Origin of the sequence: Paenarthrobacter sp. NPDC091669 (genome assembly GCF_044756725.1) — a bacterium.
Lineage (GTDB): Bacteria > Actinomycetota > Actinomycetes > Actinomycetales > Micrococcaceae > Arthrobacter > Arthrobacter bambusae_C.
In genome coordinates this window covers 112597-133904 of sequence record NZ_JBIVTK010000003.1, presented here as the reverse complement: position 1 = coordinate 133904, position 21308 = coordinate 112597, and the positions used below count along the sequence as shown (strand labels likewise).

General features: G+C 60.0%; 18 protein-coding genes and 2 pseudogenes. 6 read left to right on the top strand and 14 right to left on the bottom strand.

Features of this window, described 5'->3' with window-relative positions; genetic code table 11:
* The first annotated feature begins 407 nt into the window (after positions 1-407).
* Both ACIQLI_RS06050 and ACIQLI_RS06045 read left to right on the top strand, forming a co-directional pair.
* A complete protein-coding gene (locus tag ACIQLI_RS06050) occupies positions 408-839 on the top strand; it encodes an acyl-CoA thioesterase (RefSeq protein ID WP_400386096.1) in 432 nt (143 codons plus the stop codon).
* A 310-nt stretch (positions 840-1149) separates the two neighbouring features.
* Positions 1150-1392, top strand: a complete 243-nt coding sequence (locus ACIQLI_RS06045) for an alcohol dehydrogenase catalytic domain-containing protein (RefSeq protein ID WP_400386094.1) — start codon at positions 1150-1152, stop codon at positions 1390-1392.
* Between the two features lie 361 nt (positions 1393-1753).
* Here ACIQLI_RS06045 and ACIQLI_RS06040 read toward each other — a convergent pair.
* Positions 1754-2323: pseudogene (locus tag ACIQLI_RS06040) on the bottom strand (SDR family NAD(P)-dependent oxidoreductase); the annotation flags it as partial.
* A 277-nt stretch (positions 2324-2600) separates the two neighbouring features.
* Between ACIQLI_RS06040 and ACIQLI_RS06035 the strand changes: the two are divergent.
* From ACIQLI_RS06035 to ACIQLI_RS06020, 4 genes are all read left to right on the top strand, one after another.
* Positions 2601-3638, top strand: a complete 1038-nt coding sequence (locus ACIQLI_RS06035) for an alcohol dehydrogenase catalytic domain-containing protein (protein WP_400386092.1) — start codon at positions 2601-2603, stop codon at positions 3636-3638.
* A gap of 603 nt (positions 3639-4241) precedes the next feature.
* Positions 4242-5798, top strand: a complete 1557-nt coding sequence (gene mmsA, locus ACIQLI_RS06030) for a multiple monosaccharide ABC transporter ATP-binding protein (protein ID WP_400386089.1) — start codon at positions 4242-4244, stop codon at positions 5796-5798.
* 44 nt (positions 5799-5842) lie between these two features.
* Positions 5843-7111, top strand: coding sequence for a multiple monosaccharide ABC transporter permease (mmsB, locus tag ACIQLI_RS06025; RefSeq protein WP_400386087.1), 1269 nt, complete (start codon positions 5843-5845; stop codon positions 7109-7111).
* Between the two features lie 60 nt (positions 7112-7171).
* Positions 7172-8260, top strand: a complete 1089-nt coding sequence (locus ACIQLI_RS06020) for a substrate-binding domain-containing protein (RefSeq protein ID WP_400386084.1) — start codon at positions 7172-7174, stop codon at positions 8258-8260.
* Between the two features lie 877 nt (positions 8261-9137).
* Here ACIQLI_RS06020 and ACIQLI_RS06015 read toward each other — a convergent pair.
* The 13 genes and pseudogenes from ACIQLI_RS06015 to ACIQLI_RS05955 form a co-directional block, all read right to left on the bottom strand.
* Positions 9138-9640, bottom strand: a pseudogene (locus ACIQLI_RS06015) (alpha/beta hydrolase).
* Between the two features lie 277 nt (positions 9641-9917).
* Positions 9918-10643: a DUF5597 domain-containing protein gene (locus ACIQLI_RS06010; protein ID WP_400386082.1), complete on the bottom strand. Its 726-nt coding sequence runs from the start codon at positions 10641-10643 to the stop codon at positions 9918-9920.
* A 309-nt stretch (positions 10644-10952) separates the two neighbouring features.
* A complete protein-coding gene (locus ACIQLI_RS06005; protein ID WP_400386080.1) occupies positions 10953-11111 on the bottom strand; it encodes a hypothetical protein in 159 nt (52 codons plus the stop codon).
* Positions 11095-11205 (bottom strand): hypothetical protein, encoded by a 111-nt coding sequence (locus ACIQLI_RS06000; protein ID WP_400386077.1) that lies wholly within the window; start codon positions 11203-11205, stop codon positions 11095-11097. Before ACIQLI_RS06000 ends, ACIQLI_RS06005 begins: the two co-directional genes overlap by 17 nt.
* Positions 11205-11489: a Gfo/Idh/MocA family oxidoreductase gene (locus ACIQLI_RS05995; RefSeq protein ID WP_400386074.1), complete on the bottom strand. Its 285-nt coding sequence runs from the start codon at positions 11487-11489 to the stop codon at positions 11205-11207. The genes ACIQLI_RS06000 and ACIQLI_RS05995 overlap by 1 nt, the downstream gene beginning before the upstream one ends.
* A gap of 1 nt (position 11490) precedes the next feature.
* A complete protein-coding gene (locus ACIQLI_RS05990) occupies positions 11491-13017 on the bottom strand; it encodes an MFS transporter (RefSeq protein ID WP_400386071.1) in 1527 nt (508 codons plus the stop codon).
* Positions 13014-13907, bottom strand: coding sequence for a sugar phosphate isomerase/epimerase family protein (locus ACIQLI_RS05985; protein WP_400386068.1), 894 nt, complete (start codon positions 13905-13907; stop codon positions 13014-13016). Before ACIQLI_RS05985 ends, ACIQLI_RS05990 begins: the two co-directional genes overlap by 4 nt.
* A complete protein-coding gene (locus ACIQLI_RS05980) occupies positions 13904-14308 on the bottom strand; it encodes a DUF6379 domain-containing protein (protein WP_400386065.1) in 405 nt (134 codons plus the stop codon). Before ACIQLI_RS05980 ends, ACIQLI_RS05985 begins: the two co-directional genes overlap by 4 nt.
* Positions 14309-14315: 7 nt before the next feature.
* A complete protein-coding gene (locus tag ACIQLI_RS05975; RefSeq protein WP_400386062.1) occupies positions 14316-15869 on the bottom strand; it encodes a GMC oxidoreductase in 1554 nt (517 codons plus the stop codon).
* 52 nt (positions 15870-15921) lie between these two features.
* Positions 15922-16806 (bottom strand): ATP-binding cassette domain-containing protein, encoded by an 885-nt coding sequence (locus ACIQLI_RS05970; RefSeq protein WP_400386059.1) that lies wholly within the window; start codon positions 16804-16806, stop codon positions 15922-15924.
* The gene (locus tag ACIQLI_RS05965) at positions 16803-18638 is read right to left on the bottom strand and encodes a dipeptide/oligopeptide/nickel ABC transporter permease/ATP-binding protein (protein WP_400386056.1); all 1836 of its coding nucleotides are present in this window, start codon (positions 18636-18638) and stop codon (positions 16803-16805) included. Before ACIQLI_RS05965 ends, ACIQLI_RS05970 begins: the two co-directional genes overlap by 4 nt.
* The gene (locus tag ACIQLI_RS05960) at positions 18635-19570 is read right to left on the bottom strand and encodes an ABC transporter permease (protein WP_400386754.1); all 936 of its coding nucleotides are present in this window, start codon (positions 19568-19570) and stop codon (positions 18635-18637) included. Before ACIQLI_RS05960 ends, ACIQLI_RS05965 begins: the two co-directional genes overlap by 4 nt.
* 81 nt (positions 19571-19651) lie before the next feature.
* Complete coding sequence (locus tag ACIQLI_RS05955; protein WP_400386053.1) at positions 19652-21169, bottom strand: ABC transporter substrate-binding protein; 1518 nt, start codon at positions 21167-21169, stop codon at positions 19652-19654.
* Positions 21170-21308 lie beyond the last annotated feature (139 nt).

Below are 21308 nucleotides of genomic sequence, written 5' to 3'. Positions count from 1 at the left end.
ACGGTTTAGTCGGGCCCTGTCGTCTTCCCCTTCTTGCTTCTTTCAGCTGCGAACCCGCACGAAGGTGCTCTGATAACGCACGCCGCGTCCTGCTGCGGGAAGTGGACTGCTTGTCAAGCCCTCCTCAAGGGAGCTTGGCTTGGCGGTTGCCTGCATCCGCGATGAGCAGGGGAGGGTCTAAATCCACAACTTGCGGCTTGGCGGTTCGGTAGTCCCGCGGCATCACGTGAATACATTCGCCTCCGGGCTGTTCATGACGCGGCCGCGATATGGTCCCGCAGGCGACACCAATGTAAGACAGCCTTCCCTGCTTCGTCCCGGGCCCTTCCGTAACGACATCGGCGGGGAAAGCACCCCTCAGAACATAAGTTCCAACGTGAGTTCCGCTACAGAAGTAAGGTTCCGCCATGAAGTCCTCGGACATAACTTTCCGTACTCGAAAGTGGGTGCGTCCAGAAGATCTAAACGCTAACGGCACTTTGTTCGGCGGAAGTCTGCTCAAGTGGATTGATGAGGAAGCAGCAATATACGCCATCCTCCAGCTCGGAAATGGCAGGGCGGTGACCAAGTACATTTCAGAAATCAACTTCGTCAGCTCGGCCGCCCAGGGCGACCTCATCGAGATGGGGTTGACGGCTACCAAATTTGGCCGCACTTCATTGACCATGCGAGCTGAAGTTCGGAATATGATCACTCGGCGCTGCATACTCACCGTCGAAGAGATCGTGTTCGTGAACGTGAACTCCGAGGGCAGACCCGAGCCTCACGGGTACACAGAAATAAGTTACGACAGGGGCCGGATTCCTTCCCGCTACCTCTCGGGAACGCAACCCGGCTAGGAGGGCCCCTGCAAAGACTTCTGCCGACTCCGTCTCCCGGGGCTTAGAACTCGTCAGCTCGCTGTCCTTATACTCTCTCTGAGATTCGCTTCGCCGATAACGGGTCGTCCGTCTGGCTACGGCCGTGTCGGCAAGGCACCTCGTCGACGCCGGCGGGGGAGCGGTTCAGCCTGCGGTTCCACATGCTTCCGCTTTCCGGTGGCTGAAACCGCACTGAAATGAGTAAAATCACAATCACCATTCTGACCAGATTTCACCAAATGAAATAAGGCGGTCCTTAGGTCGTTAAGCACCCGTCGATATATGCTGCGTGCTGCCGCAAAGGAGCAAAGATTATGAAGGCGCCGTTCACGACTTGGAAGGCTCTACATTGGTATCCGAGGTAGGAGAACCCACGGCGGGACCGGGGGAAGTTCTTATACAAGTCGCAGCTGCGGGACTGTGTGGAACTGATCGTCATATCGTAGAGGGGTCACACGGATGTAGCGCGCGAGCAATCGTACTGGGTCATGAAGTGTCGGGTACCGTCACCCGGAGACCGTGTGTCAATTAATCAGGAGCGAATGTTCAGGCACGAAATGGCGATCAAGGGTTGCTATGTAGGTCTAGGCGCGGTCGGTACTGCCGTGCAACTTTTAGCCACGAAGGCGGTAGACCCGACTGCCATCCTTGGTGATTTCCTCACACTCGAAGAAGCCGCCGATTGTGCGCATAAGAGGGGGGATCGTCGGGCTGCGAAGGCTCACGTAGTCTTCAATTGACGGGGGAGGGGGCGCCTTGGCGACCCCTCCCGGTCCATCAAAAAGTAGCCCCACCATCTACGGCGATAGCCTGACCTGTTATGTGAGGGGCGGTCGCCAAAAACACGGCCATCGAACCCATGTCTTCAAAGGTCTGCGCCTCCCCCTGTGGCATTAGCTCCTGCTGATGGCGCCGCCAGGACTGCACCTCGCTCTCTCCGTCGAGTGCTTTCCTTCGGCGGCGCCATCGGGTCCTCGCCACATCGCAGTGCCAACCACTCCCGGGCAGAGTGCGTTCAAAGTGATACCCTCCCCGGCAACCTCTTTGGCTATCGAGTTCGTGAAGCCAACAACGGCAAACTTCGAAGCGCAGTAGGGGGACTGCTGCCAATATCCAAGCTTTCCAGCGATCGACGCTACGTTGATTATTCGACCTAAACGGGTGCCCAAGGCGCGCATGGCTTCAATCTCTGCCTGGCACGAGAGAAAGACCCCGCGAGCGTTTACGGCTAGGACCCTATCCCACTCTTCAGATGTGATGTCCTCAAGGGCGGCCAGACCAAGAACGCCAGCATTGTTCACAGCGACATCGAGGGAGCCGAAGGCTTCAATAGTCGCAGCGACCATCGCCCGCACGCTTGCGGCGTCTGTTACATCGACGTGCCTGGCAACCGCGGTAAAGCCCCGGTCCAACAACCTATCGGCACAAGCTCGTGCTGCTGCTACGTCGATGTCTGCTACGAGAACGGACGCTCCGCCTCAGCCAACGCTGTTGCGATGCCTTCTCCGATACATCGACTCCCACCTGTCACAACTGCTGTTTTTTGTTCGAGGGCTAACGAATGATTCATCCAGTTTCCTCCTTCAGCTATCAGGATTTGTGTCCACTATATGAAACTCTTTCAACATAGTTGTTGCAAATCTTCTTGCAAAGGGGTAGTTTGTGATCGTCGGCACATCACGCCCTCGTTAGACGTATCGAAGCGCGTCCCTTTCGCATGAACCCAATGGAGTGTCATCTATGCCCGAAACCCAACTAGTTACCGCCGCGATTTTCACGGGGCTGTCCGAAATGGCGCTCGTCCAGAAAGAAGTTAAATCACCAGGTCTTGGAGAAGTGCTGCTTGATGTTAAAGCGGAGGGGGTTTGTGGGAGCGATTTGCATTACTACCACATCTCGGCTGAAGCCATGGAATCTCACACCCAACCACGAAAGCACACAACGACTCCTGGTCATGAGATCGCGGGCATAGTCGAGTCCGTTGGTCAGGGAGTCAGCCACCTAAAGCCGGGTGACCGAGTAACCGTGCAGCATTATTCGGGTTGCGGCCATTGCCTGTCTTGCCGCAAGGGTTGGGACAATCATTGCCAGAACAACACCGTGTATTCGCTCGATCGGGACGGCGGCTATCAGGACAAAGTGATCGTCGAAGCGCGCGATTGCGTATTCCTTCCTAGCGAGTTGAGCTTCGGAGCAGGTGCTTTTCTTGCCTGTGGTGCCTCAACCGCGTACCAGGCGTTGCATCGGGCAAACATTCCGCTCGGCGGCATTGTCGCTATCATCGGCCTTGGGCCGGTAGGGCTTGCTGCCTTGGCCTGGGCAAAAGCATTTGGAGTGCGCGCATTCGGGATTGATCCGGTTCCTGAGCGTTTGGAATTCGCCACGAGTCTCGGGTTCGAGAGCCACGATTCTAAGGATTTCGACATCACGTGTATCGCACCCGACGGGGTGGACTCAGTGATCGACACTTCAGGCAACATTCACGGCCGCCGGACGGCGTCACGCATTGCAAAGGTCTGGGGCACTGTCGTGCTTGTCGGATTCGGGCCAGGATACGACATCGATCCTGTCAAGGACGTAATTATGCGCCAGTCGACAATCAAGGGATCATTCGTTTTCAGCATGCCCGTGATGATGGAGGCTGTCGCGGATGCAGTGAAGCTGGGACTGGATCTCGACCCAATCCTCACAGTTTGCTGTGTCCTGGAAGACGCTCCCGCTGCCATCGCCGACTTTGCTAACGGCAGTATCGGTAAAACGACCATCATTTGGCCGTAGATCTGACTTGCAACAAAGTTTTCGGCGATGTCATCAAGTCACCTCTGGCATCTGAAAGCTTCGTCAAAAATGAATGACCTGGACTTGCAGCCATCTTCAGTTTGACCAGAAAGGGTGCTGGTTCTCCACGGATCCCTGCAAGCAAGAGTGCACGACAATTCGTCGCCAGAGGCCTGTAGCACCTGCTCAAAGCGGAGCACTGCAAGCGGCTTTTTGATGAGGATGATGCGACGCTGCAGTCAAGGAACTGACACCTGGAGCGACATAAAGGATCAGACCGGAATAGGTGGTATTCGGGAGGCCCCGGATCCTGCCGCGAGTGCAGTGAGGCGCCTATACCTTTCAGCATCTTCATGGCAGTGGCACCGTGCGCCTAGCCTTGCTGGTGTCCGACGGAGCCGCCAGTAAGCCTGGCACCACGCGGCACTACGTAGCAGCGATTCCTCCTCAAGACCCGAACGACAACTTTCACGATGGGTCAAGCAGGTCCGGGGCCTATAGCCAGACGTTCCCGCATAGGGCTGCAGGGAGGATTGCAGTTGCTAGCAGGTTGTGAGCAAACGAGAAGACAAGAAGTCACGGCATTTGAAGGGTTGGGACAATATGACGTGCCAGACGGCGCATTCGGATCCGGTTATCCTCGAGATGCGATCCATTACCAAGGAGTTCCCGGGCGTGAAGGCCTTGTCGAACGTGAGCCTGCGTGTGATGGCCGGCGAAATCCACGCCATCTGTGGCGAAAACGGCGCCGGCAAGTCCACGCTCATGAAAGTTCTATCCGGCGTTTACGGCTACGGAAGCTACACGGGCGACATCGTGTACCAAGCTGAAACCCAGCAGTTCAAGGACATTCGCGCAAGCGAAGCGGCCGGCATCGTGATCATCCACCAGGAACTGGCGCTGATCCCGGAACTGTCCATCATGGAGAACATCTTCCTCGGCAACGAACCCACCAAGTGGGGCGTGATCGACTGGGCCGAGGCCCGCAAGCGCTCCCTCGAACTCCTGGCCCGCGTTGGTCTCCGGGAGGATCCCGATACCCCCATCAAGGAAATCGGCGTCGGCAAGCAGCAGTTGGTTGAAATCGCCAAGGCACTGAACAAGTCCGTGAAGCTCCTGATCCTGGATGAGCCCACGGCAGCCCTGAACGAATCCGATTCCCAGCACCTGCTGGACCTGATCCTTGGCCTCAAAGGCAAGGGCATCACCTCGATCATCATTTCCCACAAGCTCAACGAGATCGAACAGATCGCGGACGAGATCACCATCATCCGTGACGGCAAGTCCATCGAGACCTTGAACGTCAAGCGGGATGGCGTGGACGAGGACCGGATCATCAAGGGCATGGTGGGCCGGACGCTTGAGTCCCGCTTCCCGGATCACGAGCCGAAGATCGGTGAAGTTTTCTTCGAGGTCAAGGACTGGACTGTGGGACACCCCCAGATCCAGGACCGCCTGATCTGCAAAGGCTCCAACTTCTATGTACGCCGCGGCGAAATCGTCGGTTTCGCCGGCCTCATGGGCGCCGGCCGCACAGAGCTGGCCCGGTCCCTGTTTGGGCATTCCTACGGCCGCTTCATCAAGGGCCAGGTCTACAAGGACGGCAAGCAGGTCAACCTCCGCAGCGTCAAACAAGCGATCGACGCCGGACTCGGTTACGTCACTGAGGACCGCAAGTCCCTGGGCCTGAACCTGCTGGATGACATCAAGACCACCACGGTATCGGCGGCGCTGAACAAGATCAGCAGCTACTCCGTGGTGGATACCCGCAAGGAATTCTCCGTTGCCGAGGAGTACCGGAAGTCTTTGCGGACCAAGACCCCGTCGGTTGAGGAAGGCGTAGCCAAGCTCTCCGGTGGCAACCAGCAAAAAGTGGTGCTGGCCAAGTGGATGTTCACCGATCCGGACCTCCTGATCCTGGACGAACCCACCCGCGGAATCGACGTCGGTGCCAAGTACGAGATCTACGGCATCATCCAGAAGCTCGCGAACCAGGGCAAGGGAGTGATTGTCATTTCCTCGGAGCTCCCGGAGCTTCTGGGCCTGTCCGACCGCATCTACACCATTTTTGAAGGCGCCATCACCGGCGTCCTGGACAAGAACGAAGCAACCCAGGAAAGCCTCATGAAGCTCATGACTTCCGCCCGCAAAACCGCCTGACCGTTGGCCCAGCCTGACCCCTTCCTGACACAAGGACCAAAACAATGAACGCGCTCAAGAAGCTATTTGGTGGCAATACCCGCCAGTTTGGCATGATCTTCGCCCTGGTGGCACTTATCGTCTTCTTCCAGATCTTCACCGAGGGCCGCACGTTGACCCCAGGCAACGTGATCAACCTGTTCAACGGCAACTCCTACATCCTGATCCTGGCAATTGGCATGGTCCTGGTCATCATCGCCGGACACATTGACCTTTCCGTTGGGTCCGTGGCAGCATTCGTGGGCGTTTTCGTAGCCCTGGCAATGCGTGACTGGGGCTTCCCCTGGTGGGCCGGAGTGCTCTTCGGACTGGTCCTGGGAGCCGTGATCGGCGCCTGGCAAGGGTTCTGGGTGGCGTATGTGGGCATCCCGGCCTTCATCGTGACCCTGGCCGGCATGCTCCTGTTCCGAGGCTTCAACCAGTTCGTTGGTAAGTCCAACACCATCCCCGTCCCCAAAGAGTTCCAGTTCCTCGGTTCCGGCTACCTGCCGGAGATCGGCCCGAACACCGGGTTCAACAACCTCACACTGCTCATCGGCGTTGTGGCGGCAGCATTCGTTGTGATCATGTCCCTGCGTGCCCGTGCAGCAGCCAAGGCCCTTGGCGCTGACGTTCCCGAGCTCTGGGTCGAGGTCACCAAACTGGTCCTGATCTGCGGTGCCATCCTTTACGCCACGTACCTGTTCGCCACCGGCCGTCCCGGCACTTCCTTCCCCATCCCCGGCCTGATCCTCGCCGTCCTGGTACTCATCTACGGTTTCATCGCAGACAAGACCGTCCTGGGCCGCCACGTCTACGCCGTGGGTGGCAACCGCCACGCAGCTGAGCTGTCCGGTGTGCAGTCCAAGAAAGTCAACTTCCTGGTCATGATGAACATGTCCGTCCTTGCCGGCCTGGCAGGCATGATCTTCGTTGGACGTTCCACCGCATCCGGTCCGTTCGACGGCGTCGGTTGGGAACTGGACGCCATTGCGGCAGTCTTCATCGGTGGCGCAGCAGTCACCGGTGGCGTTGGCACCGTGATCGGCTCGATCGTCGGTGGCCTGGTCATGGCCGTCCTCAACAACGGCCTCCAGCTGCTGGGCGTTGGCGCCGACCTCACCCAGATCATCAAGGGCCTGGTCCTCCTGGCAGCAGTCGCCTTCGATGTCTACAACAAGTCGCAGGGCAAGCGCTCCATTACCGGACTGCTGATGAAGAACTTCCAGCGCAACAACGAGATCAAGCCCGACGAAACCACATCCACCAAAGAGGTCATCTCCAAGGACGCGTAATCCGCGTCCTGACAGACTCGCTCCACCCCACCCACACAGAAAGTGAACCAAGATATGCGAATGTTTGGTAAAGCAGGAAAGGCAGCAGCAGTCGCTGCCATCGCGGCACTGGCGCTGACAGCCTGCGGCCGTGCCGAGACTGGAACTTCTAACGGGGCAACCGCCGAATCGATTCCCAAAGACTCAGTGATCGGAGTCGCTCTCCCTCAGAAGGCGAGTGAGGTCTTCGTTCGGGCAGAGAGCCTGTTCCGAAAAGGGCTCACGGATGCGGGATTCAAGCCGGATATTCAATTCGCCAACGGCGGTGCATCGGAGCAGCAGAACCAGATCAGTGCCATGGTCACCAAAGGCGCCAAAGTCATCATCGTCGCGGCCAACGACGGCTCGCAGCTTGGCACCCAGCTCAAGCAGGCCAAAGACGCTGGCGTTGCAATCATCGCGTACGAACGACTGCTGCTGAACACCGAGAACGTGGACTACTACGCGGCCTACGACAACTTCAAGGTGGGCGAACTCCAGGGCCAGGCGCTGCTGGAAGGCCTCAATGCCAAGAAGCCCAGCGGCCCGTACAACATCGAACTGTTCGCCGGATCCCCGGACGATGCCAACTCCAAGGTTTTCTTCGAGGGGGCCATGAGCGTCCTGAAGCCGAAGATCGACGACGGCACACTGAAGGTTGTGTCCGGCCAGACCAGCTTCGAACAGGCCGTCACCCAGGGCTGGAAGGGTGAAAATGCACAGAACCGAATGGACACCCTCCTTAGCGGCAGCTATGTTAGCGCATCTTTGGACGGCGTTCTGGCCCCCAACGACAATCTCGCTCGTGCAATCCTGACCTCGATCAAGGCCGCCGGCAAACCTACCCCGGTCGTCACTGGGCAGGACTCCGAGGCGGAATCGGTCAAGTCCATCATGGCCGGCGAGCAGTACTCCACCATCAACAAGGACACGAGCAAACTGGTTGAGCGCGCGATCACGATGGTTAAGGACCTCCAGGCCGGCAAGAAGCCCGAAATCAACGACGACAAGTCCTACAACAACGGAGTGAAAACTGTCCCTGCATACCTGCTGGATCCGGTCCTCGTGACAGCCGCAAACGTCAAGACTGCCTACGAGGGCGATCCAGTATTGGGGCCGCTCACCAAGTAACGTGCTCCTCCCCGGAGGGTCTGAGCTGTGGGGCCTGGCCGTCCAAAATTGACGCATAAATTGAACTGCTCCCCGTGTAGCTCTTGATCTTGAGGACGCCAACATGGGGGGCAGTTCCATCTGGGAGAGCCATTTCGACAACGAAGGCGATCGACACCGCACCCAAAAACTCCACGACGTCGCCGCAGGCATCATCGCCCATCTCGGCATTACCCCAGACAGCTCGCTGTTTGATGGTTTCCGTCGCGAGCCGCGGGCCAGCATCTGTGCTCGCCACCCGTCACCAGTCGGGAGTTCTCGCACCTACTTCTACTCCCGTGGGTTAACTGGCAGCGGGACGTGTTGACGTGGGACGAGTAGCACTACGGCTAGATTTATGGTGTGAGTTCTCTTTGTTGAAGAAGCCATTAAGGTGCTTTATGCGGCCAAGGTTCCTCTGGCTCCGGGCCTATCGCCTTGGCAGATCGAGGATGTTGAGGAGCAGTCCTCGTTCGACTTCAGTCCTGACCATGCGCGGTTTCTGAGTCTGGAGATGCCTATAGGCCCGAAATGGGTTGATTGGATTGGCACCTGCGGGCATTCACAACAGGCTCGACTAGCCTCACCATGGCGTGTTGTTTGATGTTCGACAGAAGGCTTTTTGGCCCGAGGAGTGGGGTGTCAGGCCCACTGAGGTTGAGATAGCCCTTCAAACGGCACGTAATCGCTTGCGCGCCGGCCCAGTCCTTATTCCGATCTATTCGTATCGTTTCATGTCAGCAGCTCCAGCGCCTGCCGGCAGCCAGGTCTTTTCCGTGCATCAACCAGACGTGATCTACCAGGCAGCGATCTCGCCTCTTACTTACAAAGCGAGTTCTTCGACAATCCTGACCGAAAATCACCCCTGCATCGCGTCGATTTCTGGTCTGATCGAGCGGAGGGCCGGTGGATCTAAGGAGTCATCGTCGGCGGTGAGGCGCGCACTAGATTTCGTTATCGGCCGAACTGGGGTTACCTGGTTGGGTAGATCCGCCAACGCGAGCCTGAGGGATTCCGAAGGAGCAGGAGGCGCGGAGTGCATCATGGGGTACACCAGCACCAGCTGATCCGGCCCCCACTCGTCCTCGTCCCGGAGCCGCAGAGCGGCGGCTGCAGCCAGATTTGCACCAGCGCTGGCGCCGCCCACGGAAAGCGAGGTGACGCCCAGCTCGATCATGTTCGCCTGCACCCATCGGTAGCGGCAACGACGTCGTCAAGGGGTACCGGGTACTGCACAACGTTAACGGCCAGCCGGTAGTCCACGCTCACGATTGTTGCCGATGCCCGATGCACCAACTGCCGGGCAGTCCAGGCAGCCTCTTTGGTGTCCAGGTCCCCGAATTGAAACGCGCCGCCATGCATCCACACCAAGGCGTGCGGGGAATCAGCTTCCTGGTTCCGTTCCACAGGGGTATAGATGCGTAGTGGTACCGGACCATGCGGGCCGGGCACCGAGACCATACGGGTGGTGGCAGACGGAGGGGGAGGCGCGTCCGGGTAGGCATCAAATGCCTCCATCTTTGCCCTCACCAGCGGCTCACTGAGGCCCGCTTCCAAGGAAGGAATGCCTTCCAGCAAGGGAAGCCGGGTGGCGATGTCGGGGTGAAACGGCATAGGGTTCCTTTCGGTCTTCCGGCTTTCAGCCGGCGCTAATAAGGAGACTGACCCTCACCGCGCTGATGTGCTTATCGGAGAGGATCTCAAGGCGTTCGTCTCCGTTCAGGAATCGTCCTTCCTGTAACCCGGCGTCTGTTACTACCAACTCCCTCACTGCATCAAGCTCAACGTCATAACCGGGCTTGGGGAAGTCCACTTGAGCTCCTTGGCCCACCCCGATGAACTCGGTGGGACTGATGGCCAGGACCATCCCGAAGGGACGGGCGTCTCCGGGGGTGGGGCCGTGGGTGGCAGCAACGGTTTCTTCCAGGAGTTCCGGCGCGGGAGGAACCCGAACGCCTGCGTCCAGGAGCATTCCTTCGAGGAGCTTCCTGGAATTTCGAACAGTGATTGCTGTACCCGCCAGTTCCGTGCTGATGGATTCCTCTTGCGGGTCGAGGGCGAAACCGAAGATACGGCCGTCGGGCTGGGCATCCACTATCTCTGGAGTCAGGGACGTGATGATGGAGCGGGCAGCGCTGAACTGGTTGCCTTCCCTGCCTTCTTCCACACCGAAGACGTTGTAGCCCAGGCCACCAAAACCGCCAATGGCCAAGAACGCATCGCCGGCCCGGAATCGCGCTTCGGGGACGAAGAGGGGATTGGAAGCGGAGGCGTATTGCCGCATGACTTCCTCCGCGTTGGGAACGTAAATGTCCGGTGCCAGAAAGTCGATGGCCGGAGCCGCGGCACGCCACACCGGAACCATGCCCGCCGTCGGCCCGCCGCTTGGGTACTGGCCCGGCAGATCCTGCCCCCGTTGCGGGCCGATCCAGGCGCGGGGAGCGGCAGGACTTCCTTTCCGGCTGCTGCCAAACCGCCCACAAAGGAGGCAAATCCCCAGGCCATGAACGTCTCTTCAACAACGGGTTTGTCTTCGCCGAAGTGGTCGGTCCAGCTCTTGCTGCCGTCCGGACGCGCGCCAAGGGCCCGGACGAACTCCTGGTCAAAGGAACCCGATGTTGGGAACCTGCGGCAAACAGTTGCTCGGGGAGCGGTGCATTCCACGCAGCCTCGGTCAGTGCGCTGTGGTCTCTTCCTGTGCCCAGCAGCCAACCTCGTTCTCAACCTGAACCATGATGACCGTATGGTCCGGACCGATCAGGGACAGATGCGTCAACAGGGTTGTGAAGGCAGTTCGGTCCGCTTCAAAGAGAATGTCAGAGAAGACGGACAAGCTGGGCCGCCTTCGTCAGTACTGTCCCGGATCGCTTGGCGGTTCGGGTCAGGTCGAGGGCTTCGGCGTGGGCGGCGGTAAATGGCTTTTCCATCAGGACGTGTTTGCCCGCCTCCAGGAATTGCCTGGCATGCTCGTGATGCAATCCGGCAGGGGCGGAACGTTCACCGCATCAATGATGGGGTCGTGGGCAAGGTCTTGAAAGGAAAGGTGCTGTTGTGGGATGCCGAATTCGGAGCAGAACTTCGCCGACGACTCGGCGGTACGGGACGCTGCAGCGGCGAGGATGGCAGAGGGGACTTCAGCAAGAGTCCGGGCGAATTCACGGGCAATGGTTCCCGTGCCGGCGAGCCCCCATCTCACGGTGTTGTTGGGCACGTTAATCCTTTCCTTGCAGGGCCAGGTCGGCAGAGTCCTCTGCCGGGATCGCGACATCATCGGAAAGGCGTCCATCCGGCAGCAGCAACGCTGCAATGAAACCCAGGATGTAGACGCCGGCCAGGGCAAGGAAAACGGGAGAAAAGACGTCGTGGTAAATCGAGGCGATCTCAGCCTGCAACGCTGAGTCGGCGGCGTGGACCAAGGCAGGGGTCAGGGTTTGGGAATCGAGCCCGGTTGGCAAGAGCGACGCCACGCCGAACCCTACCACTCCGCCCACTACGGCTGAACCTATGGTGGATCCGATCTGCCCGCTGAGTCCGGCGGTTGCGGTTGCGGCGCCGAGTTCACTGCGTGGTGCAGCACTTTGCACGATCGCAATGGCGAGGCTCATGAACGCTCCCGTGCCGAGGCCAACGAACGCCATGATCAACGCCGGGACCCATAGCGGGACGCCCCCCGGCAGTAAGGACATGGCTCCGAGTCCGAGTGCTCCCATCACCGTCCCGACAATCGGAAAAACGCGGTAACGGCCCGTCCGCGACGCCAGCCAGCCCGTCACCAGATTGCCCACCAACATTCCCAGCACAGTGGCGATGGGTACCAGCCCCGAGATGGTGGCACTCACGCCATAGGCCATCTGGAAATACGTTGGCAGGTACGCCGTAGCTGAAATGAGCCCGGCACCCATCACAGCTGAGAGTCCCACGCCAGCACTGAAGGTGCGGTTGCGGAACAAATGAACCGGGATGATGGGGTTCTGTTGACCACGCTCGACGACGACCAGCCCACCCAGCGCAGCGACACCTGCTCCAAGGGCGATCCATGCTGTGGAGTTAGCGGAACTGAACCACGCAACTGCCAGCACCACCGCCACAAGGACAGCGGTGAGCAGCACTGCACCAACGACGTCGAACCGTTCTTTGCCCGCCGGTTCGATATGCGGAACGGCTATGACTGCCAGGAGAAACGCGGCCAGCCCCACCGGGACGTTGATCCAAAACACCCACGGCCACCCCCAGTGGTCCGTGATCAGACCTCCGAGGAGCGGCCCGATCAGAATCGCCACCGGAAAAGCAGCGCCAATCAGTGAGAGGTACGCAGGACGTTGCCTTGGCGTGGTGACCTCGGCAACGATCGTCTGCGACATCAGCTGGAGACCCGCGGCGCTCATGCCCTGGAAGACGCGGGCAGCAACCAGCTGCGTCATGTCATGCGCGAAGCCACAAAGGAACGACGCCGCAACAAAGCCGGCCAGCGCAACCAGGAAGACCAGCCGGGGGCCGATCCGATCGCCCAGCCCTCCGAGTACCGGGAGCAGGACGGTACTGGCGAGCGTGTAGCCCACTACCACCCAGCTCATGTGCTGGAGGGCCCCGAGTTCGCCGGCGACAGTGGCCAAGGACGTCGAAACGATGGTGTGATCGAGGGCTCCAAGGAATGACACCGCGAGGAGCGCTGCCATGAGGAGCCGGAGACGTGTGGGCGAGATCTGGACTGAGCTGCTGCGGTTGCGGACTTCGGTCACGGCGTCCCGGCGATCTCGGCCTCCAGGCTGTGCAGAAGCGCATGCTGCCGACGTACCTGTTCGATGGATCGGTAAGGCAGCCGATCACCTTCGTATTCGCTGGACAGGTAACCGGACCATTCGTTCTCCTTCAGGGTCTGAAGGATCTCGCGCCAAGGTATCTGGCCGTCAACCAGGTCATCGTCGATGTCGAAGAACTTGGCCTGAATGAACGACACGTAGGGGAGAACATCCACCAGGTCCGACATGGGAACGGCAAGGGGTTTACGCCAGCCTTCTTCCTGAGCTTCTTCGCTGAGGCCGTCATGCTTGGCGGTGGTGATTGCCCTTTGGAAGATGCCGGTGTCGATGAGCAGGCGGAAGTTCTTCGAGCCGGTTCGCTCGATGAACTCGATGTACTCGTCCACCACCGGGTGCTTGATGGGAGTGGGCGCATGGATTTCCGGGCAAATGATGAGATCAAGCTCGGCCGCGAGATCGAGGTTACGCTCAATCACTTCCTCCCAGATCGGGTGGGGACGCAGGTCCATGGACACCACGCCGATCTTGGGTCGAATTGAGGTGAATCCAAGGCGATGGGCCAGCCGAAGATCGCGAGCCAGCATCACAGCGCCCTCATCAGCGGTGAGATCGCGGTGGCGCCACATGCTCGAGTCGATCCAGGACCCGTAATTGGTGGGCTCCAGCTGGTATTTTTCGAGCAGCCCGAACCACTGGTCAATCCACGCGGTGGACGGTTCCGGATAGTTGGGCACGTGACCTTCACCCAGGATCTCAATCCCGGTGGCGCCGATGTCAGCTATTTGTGCCATGGCGTCTTCGAGGGTGAGGACGGTGTTCATGTCACCGGTGTAGCTGTAGAGGGAGACGCCGTACTTGAGGTTGCTCATGCGAGGACCGTGACCTTTCGCTGGGACGTGAAAATGGACGGTTGGAATTCAGCCGGAATGTAGGGTGCGTGCAGCGCAATATCAACGCGAACATCGTGGACACCTACGGCCAGGCCGCCTGGGAGCGGCACCATGACGGTGGCCACTTCATCGAGCTGCCAGCGGACATCGGTGGACTGGCGCAGTTCCTGGATGCTGAAAGAGCGTCCCTGGAGTGTCCAGCGCGGTACTTCCCGGCTCCATTCCTGACCATCCACGGTGACAGCCACCCCGTCGATGAGGCTTGCCCAGACGCCTCGATAGTTGGGCATGCGCAGGGCTATTTCGAAGCCGACAGTATCGGTTCCTTCCTGGACATTGCGAAAGCCGCGGCTTTGGATCAGTTCTCGTTCGAGGACCATGTTTTCCTCACTTCTCTGTGGACGTGGAGTTGATTGATTCGGCGATGTGGCGGGCCCCGGCGACGGCCAGGGCCACCCCGGTCAGCGTGGGATTGCAGGCCGTGGGGGTGGGGATGACTCCGTTGCCGGCAACGAACAACCCGCTGACGTCCCACACCTGTCCGGTGGGATCGCACACAGCTGTGCCGTCGTTGGATGTCCCCATCCGCAGGGTGCCTTGGTAGTGCAGTGAGGCGCCGGCGGGGAAAGTGAGCGGTTCATCACCCAGTGGCTCGCCCAAGGACCGGGCAGCGGCAACCACTGATTGGCGTGCTGCGGACAGCGTCTGCTCGTCACGTTCGGTGAAGGTGTAGTGGATATTCATTGCCGGCAGCCCATAGGCGTCCGTGGTGTCTTCCGAGAAGATAACGCGGTCGGATGCTTGAAGGTCCTTGGCGCAGAACCACCCCAGGCCCACGATCGAACCAGGGATGACATCTCCGGAGATGGGCACCGGCGATGCATCCAGTTGCATGACCTGCCCATGAAAGTGCTGCTCATCGGTGAAGGGCACCCAGCTGACACCGCTTTGGGCGGTGATGGTGGTGTCGCTTGACGAAGCAGCCGGAACATCATCCACGACCCCGGTCAACCGGACTGCGTGGACAATCTGAGGCTGGTCATTCAGGTAACGGCCGAGTGCTTCGGGGCGGATACCGGAGGCGAAGAGCAGTTGCGGACCGCGGAGGGCATCGGCGGCAACTACCACGTACCGGGCCGCAATTTCATGCTCGTCCCCAGTCTTGTCGTCGCGCACCCGCACACCGCTGACCTCATCTCCGTCGGTCAGCACCCGCACAACCACGCTTTCGTCGAACAAGCGGGCCCGGGGGTTGTTCCGCGTCTCGTCACCGAACACCACATCAGCTCCAGACCAGATGAAGCGGCCATCCTCAGTGCGGCGGACCGCCAGCGGCATGGGCTGAACACGGCGGTCAGGTGCGCGGCCGCCGTCGAGCGCCGTTGCCAGACGTGAGCGGACCAGATCCGCAAGGGGAGCATCAGCCAGGGCCTCCGCGCTCACCGAGAGGAGGCGTTCGGCCTCGCTCAGAAGCTCGTCCATGTTGGGAAGGAACGCAATACGCTCGCTTTCACCTGGACGCGGGCATGCGCCGGTCCAATGCGCCGCCATCCCGCCAACATTGCTGGAGAATGCAAGTCCTGGCAGTCCGGTCTCGCCCGGCTGCTGCCAGCCGTCGTCGAGGAGGAAGGTGCCGGGCCGCACCGGGCGTGCTACGTCGCGGGCATACTCTGCGAGGTTCCCGCCGGCTGGCAGGGCGCTCACTTTTCCCTCCGAACGGCGCTGGGCAGCTTCGCGGTCCTGGACACTTGCGATGTTCTTTACGTGGGATCCGGGCGGGTCACTGATGGTGGGTCCGGCCTCGAAGATGGCAATGGATGCCTGGGGGCTGAGTTCGGAAAGGATGCGTGCATAAGTGGCTCCGGCGGGGCCACTGCCGATGATTGCGACGTCGACGCGGGCTGGATAAGGGCGTGCTGAAGGTACTGCTGTGGTGGTCATGCTGTTCTCCAGGAATCTGTAGAAGGGAGGGCTTCACGCCCTGGTGGTTTGCTCAGCGGGCAGCTGTGGAAAGTGCAGGTTGAGCGTCAAGGAAAAGTCGTCGTTCCCGGCGCCGCTCGGCTTGCCGGGCCGGGTTGGCGATAGGGGAGGCCAGGAGGAGGGCCTTGGTGTAGGCGTGGTGCGGATTGGCAATAACCCGCTCCGTAATGCCTGTCTCCACGATTTCTCCCCGCCGCATCACTGCCACGCGCTCGCTGATGTGCCTCACCACATCCAGATCGTGGGTGACAAACAGGAGCGAAACGCCGGTCTGCTCTTGGATGTCGGAGAAAAGTTGAAGAACCCGTGCCTGGGTGGACAAGTCCAGTGCACTGACGGGCTCATCACACACAATGAGCTTGGGATTCCGGCACAAGGAACGGGCGATTGCGATCCGTTGCCTTTGGCCGCCGGAGAACTCGCGCGGATAGCGGGCGCTGGAGTTGGAGGGCAGGTTCACAACATCCAGGAGCTCCCGGACCCGTCGTTGAGCATCAACCTTGGACGTCCCGGAAACCTGCATCGGTTCGGACAAAATGTCGCTGATGGTCATGGACGGATTCAGGGAGGTGTAGGGATCTTGAAAAACTACCTGAATGTCGCTGCTGAGTGCCCGGCGTTCCTTCTTGGCGAGTTTGGTGATCGATCTTCCGTCGAAACGGATGTCGCCACCGGTCACCGGGGCAAGTCCCAGCACCGCACGGCCGATGGTTGACTTACCGGAACCGGACTCGCCCACGAGTCCCAGGGTTTCCCCGGCTTTGATGTCCAGGCTCACGCCCTGCAACGCCCGGAATGTCCGTTTTCTACCGAACCCGCCCACGCTGTAGTCCACCGTCAGGTCAGTGATCCGCAGGAGGGGCTCAGCTTCGGGCAGCGTCTGGCTGGGGGAACTCATCGTGCACCTTCTGTCTCGGTGGTCTTCTCAGAAACGACCGCGTGTTCACCCTGCGGTTTCGAGGTCGAATCGAGGGCAGAGTCCAAGAGGAGCCTTGTGTACTCTTCCCGGGGGTTCGCGAACAGCTCAGTGACCTCAGCTACCTCCACGATCTCGCCGTCGCGCATCACAGCCACTTGATCGCAGAGATCAGCTACCACTCCGAAGTTGTGGGTCACCAGGACCACGCCCATGCCGCGTTCTGCCTGAAGGCTGCGAATCAGGTCCAGCACGTCGGCCTGCACAGTAACGTCCAGGGCGGTGGTGGGTTCGTCGGCAATGAGCAGTTCCGGATTGCAGGAAACGGCTCCGGCAATGAGCACGCGCTGCGCCATGCCGCCTGAGACTTGATGCGGGTAGGACTTGAAGACCCGCTCCGGATCAGGAATGCCTACTCGAGCGAGGAGTTTGATGGCTTCATCTTTTGCAGCCTTCGCTGAGATTCCCAAATGGTGTTGCATTGGCTCGGTGAGTTGGGACCCGATGCGGAAGGCGGGGTCGAGGTTGCTCATGGGCTCCTGGGGGATGTACCCGATCCGGGCGCCACGTAGTTCATTGCGCTCTTTTGGAGTCATCCCGAGCAGATCCACTCCGGCGAAACTCAAGGTTCCTGCAGACATGTGGGCCTGCCCGGGCAACAGTCCCAGGACTGAGAAGGCGGTCTGCGACTTACCCGAGCCTGATTCTCCCACCAGGCCAAGGATCTGGCCGCGCTCCACCCTCAAGGAAATGCCTTTGACGACGTCGGACTTCTCACCGTTGGGGCGGGGATAGGAGACACGGAGATCGTCGATGACCAGGAGTGCGTCTCCTGGATCCACAGGCGCCTTCTTCATAGGCCGTGCAGGTTCAGGAGTTGAACTGGCGTGCTTGGCAGCTTTTACTTTTTTGGCGGGGCCGGCAGATGATCCGTAGTTCGCCAAAGCGTCGCGGAAGCCGTTTCCCACCAAGGTGCAGGCCATGACCGTCAACACCAGGGCAACGCTTGGCCAGAGGAGCAGCCAGGGAGCGTTGAAAATGTTCTGCGATGCGTCATTGAGCATCAGGCCCCAACTGGCCTTGTCAGAGGAGCCAAGGCCAAGGAAGGCGATGCCCGCTTCGATTCCTATACCGGCGCCTGCCAACAACGCCGCTTGGATGATGGTGGGCGTGATGACTACAGGAAGGATGTGGCGGACCATGATGCGGATATCGCTCAAGCCGGAGACCCGGGCGGCGTCTACGTACAGTTCTTCCCGCACGGCCCGGACCGAGCCACGGATGAGCAGGAACACCGAGGGGGCGATCAATATGCCGAAGACCACCAGGGCAAGTGAGGTGCTGCGTCCTACCCGGGCCAGCACTACAAGGAGCACCACGATTGCCGGCAGTGATAGCAGCGCACCGCTGATCCACATGCTGACACCGTCAATCCACCCCTGGCGGTAACCAGCCAGGAGTCCGGTGGGTACTCCAATCAGCAAACTGACAGCGATCACGATCGCGGCGCTGGAAAGGCTGGTCTGCGCACCGTAAACGAGGTTTGCCAGCACGTCGCGGCCCACGCCGTCAGCGCCCAGAGGGTGCTCAGGGGTGAAAGGCGGTGCCAGGACATCGGCGAGGCGCGTAGCGGTGGGATCGTAGGAGGAGATCAATGGTGCGAGGACCGCCACCACCCCGAGCAAGGCGAGGAACACCAGCGAGATCACTGCGGCAGGTTCGCGAAGGAACTTCTTGATCAATTTGTCGCCTTGGGGTGCAGAGGCGACTACTTCCAGCGACTTGCGGGTGCCGGTGACAAGGTTATCGGTCATGAGACACGAACTTTCGGATTGATCCAGCCTTGCGCCAGATCGACGAGGAGATTGACGACGACGACGAGCACCACGGTGACCAGGACAATCCCGAGCACAACGGGCAAGTCGCCACGGCCGGCTGAGTTGTTGGCCTGGGTGCCAATACCGGGGATATTGAAAACTTTCTCAATGATCACCGAACTGGAGATGGCCACGATGAACATCAGGGATACCGTGGTGAGGCTCGGCCCGGCGGCGCTGCGCAAGGCATGCTTCACCACAACGCTGCGCTCCGGGAGGCCCCGGCTGCGCAGTGTTCGAACAAAGTCCTGCTGCATCACATCGATCATTGACCCCCGGACCTGCAGGGCGATGGAAGCCAAAGAACCCAACGCCAGCGCAACTACGGGGAGCGTGATGGAGGCAAGCCACTTGCCGGGAGAATCGCTGAAAGCAGTGAACCCGGTAGCCGGGAACATGCGAAGCTGGACAGCGAAAACCAAAGCCAGGACCAGGGCCACCAGGAAGCCGGGAATTGCCTGAACCAAGGTGGACGCCACCTGCAGACCGCGATCGAGTCGTCCCCGCCGCAAGGCAGCTGTCACACCGATCAAGGTTCCAAAACAGGCAGCGAGGATCAGTGACCCGATCACCATGGAAAGGGTGGGCGGAAGGGTTTGGGAGAGTAATTCTCCTACCGGCTGGTTGGTAAACCAGGACCGTCCCAAATCTCCACGTACGGCAGATCCCAGCCACTGGAAGTATTGGGTGATCAACGGTTCGTCGAGGCCCAGTTGTTGGCGCTTGGCCTCCACCTGTTCGGCCGAAGCCACTGGTCCCAAAACCTGACGGACAGGGTCTTGCCCTGTGAGGTTCAGGAGGAAGAACGTCGCAGTGGAAATAACGAACATGAGCACCAATCCTGAGGCCAGGCGGCGAAGGATAAACATCAGCACGGCAGCTCCTTGGGCTTCGGGAAGATGAGGGATGGGTAGGGGCGGCCGGCCCTGGGTGGGCCGGCCGCCCACCTGCTACTTCTTCGAGGCAGTGAAGCCCCAGAGCGGCGGCAGGGTGGAATAGCGCTGCGGTGTGACAGTGATTTCGGCGTTGCTTGCGAAGACGTTGTCAGACTGGATGTAGGGGGCAAACCAAGCCTGATCCACCACATAGGTGTTCAGTTGACGGAACGTTTCGGTTTGGGCCTCACCGGTTTCGCCTTGGGCCTTGTTGATCAGGTCAACCACGGTGGGATCGGAGACGTGGAACGGGTTCCAGAGTGATTCGGGAGTGAGCGCAATCTGGGCGAAATCCCACGGGCGGGGGCTGTTGAGCCCGAAAATCGCTGCGGGGTACTTTCCTGCCAACAGATCCGAAATGAACGTTTGGCCGTTCACGGGCTGGTACTGCGGTGTGACGCCAATAGCCGTCAGAGCTTCAGTCACCGCCGCTTGCTGATCCGGATAGACGGGTGATACATCCGGCATGGGCAGGGTGAAGCCGTTGGCGTAACCGGCGTCTGCGAGAAGCTTCTTCGCGGCGTCCACATCAAAGGGGTACTTCTTGTCCAGGTCCGGGATGAAAGCATCGCTGGTGGAACTGAAGACCTGGCTGGTGGCCTTGCCCTTACCACCGAAGACTTTCGCGTGGATGGCGTCGCGATCCAGGGCCATGTTGATCGCCTGGCGGACCTTGGGCTCGGCGAGCGCAGGAACCAAGGTGCCCTTGCGGTCGAACAAGTAGAGGCCGCTGGTGGTGTAGGCGGGGCTGGTCTGGATGTTCAGGCCGGCGGACTTGAGGCTGTTCGAATCCTTGTCGGTCACTACTGCGAAGTCTGCCTCACCGGCCCGCAGTGCGTTGAGGATTGCATTGTTGTCGTTGAAGACCGTGACTTCGACGGTGTCGAACGGGAAGTCTTTGGCGTTCCAGTAGTCAGCGTTTCGCGTGTAGACGTACTTGATGCCGGTCTGGGACTTTGCGGAATCCAGGATGTATGGGCCCGAACCTACGGGAGTGGTGTCCAGCTCCCGTGTTCCCAAGGCCTTCGGGCTGGCAAGGACACCGGCGGTTCCGCCCAGGTTCGGCACGAGCGATGGGTCCGGAGCGGAGAGCGTGACCATGAGGTTGGTGGCGTCGGTGACGGTGACATCCTGGATGAAGCGCAGTTGCCCACCTGCTTCACCGGTACCCTTGCGGGCGGAATCAAGGTTGGCCTTCACCGCGGCGGCATCCAAGGCCGTCCCATCGGTGAATTTAACGCCTTCCCTGATTGTGAGGGAGAGCTTGGTCCGGGTGTCATCGTAAGACCACTTGGTCACGATGTTCTCGGCAGGTTCTCCCTCGTTGGTATTACGGAAGAGGGAGTCGTAGACCGGTTGAAGGAACTGGGTGGTGGGGCCAGTGCCGAAGTTGCCCGGAGAGAAGGACTCGGGCGGCGCAATGGCTGCAATGTCCAATTCCGTGGGGGCGGTGGAACCGCCAGGGGAGGAGCCGGTGCAGGCGGTAAGCGCCAGGACGGCTGTGGCGGCGGCAATGCCGACTAGTTTGCGCATGTTTCTCCTAGACAAGGCGTCGGTAGCTCAGCTTCGAGTGATCCGACTGTTCTCCGGCGGCAACGCTACGGAGATCGATAGGTATTGCGGTGGGTGGTGGCTGAAATGCCGTGGAAAGGCGCCTTGCTTCATAGGGAAT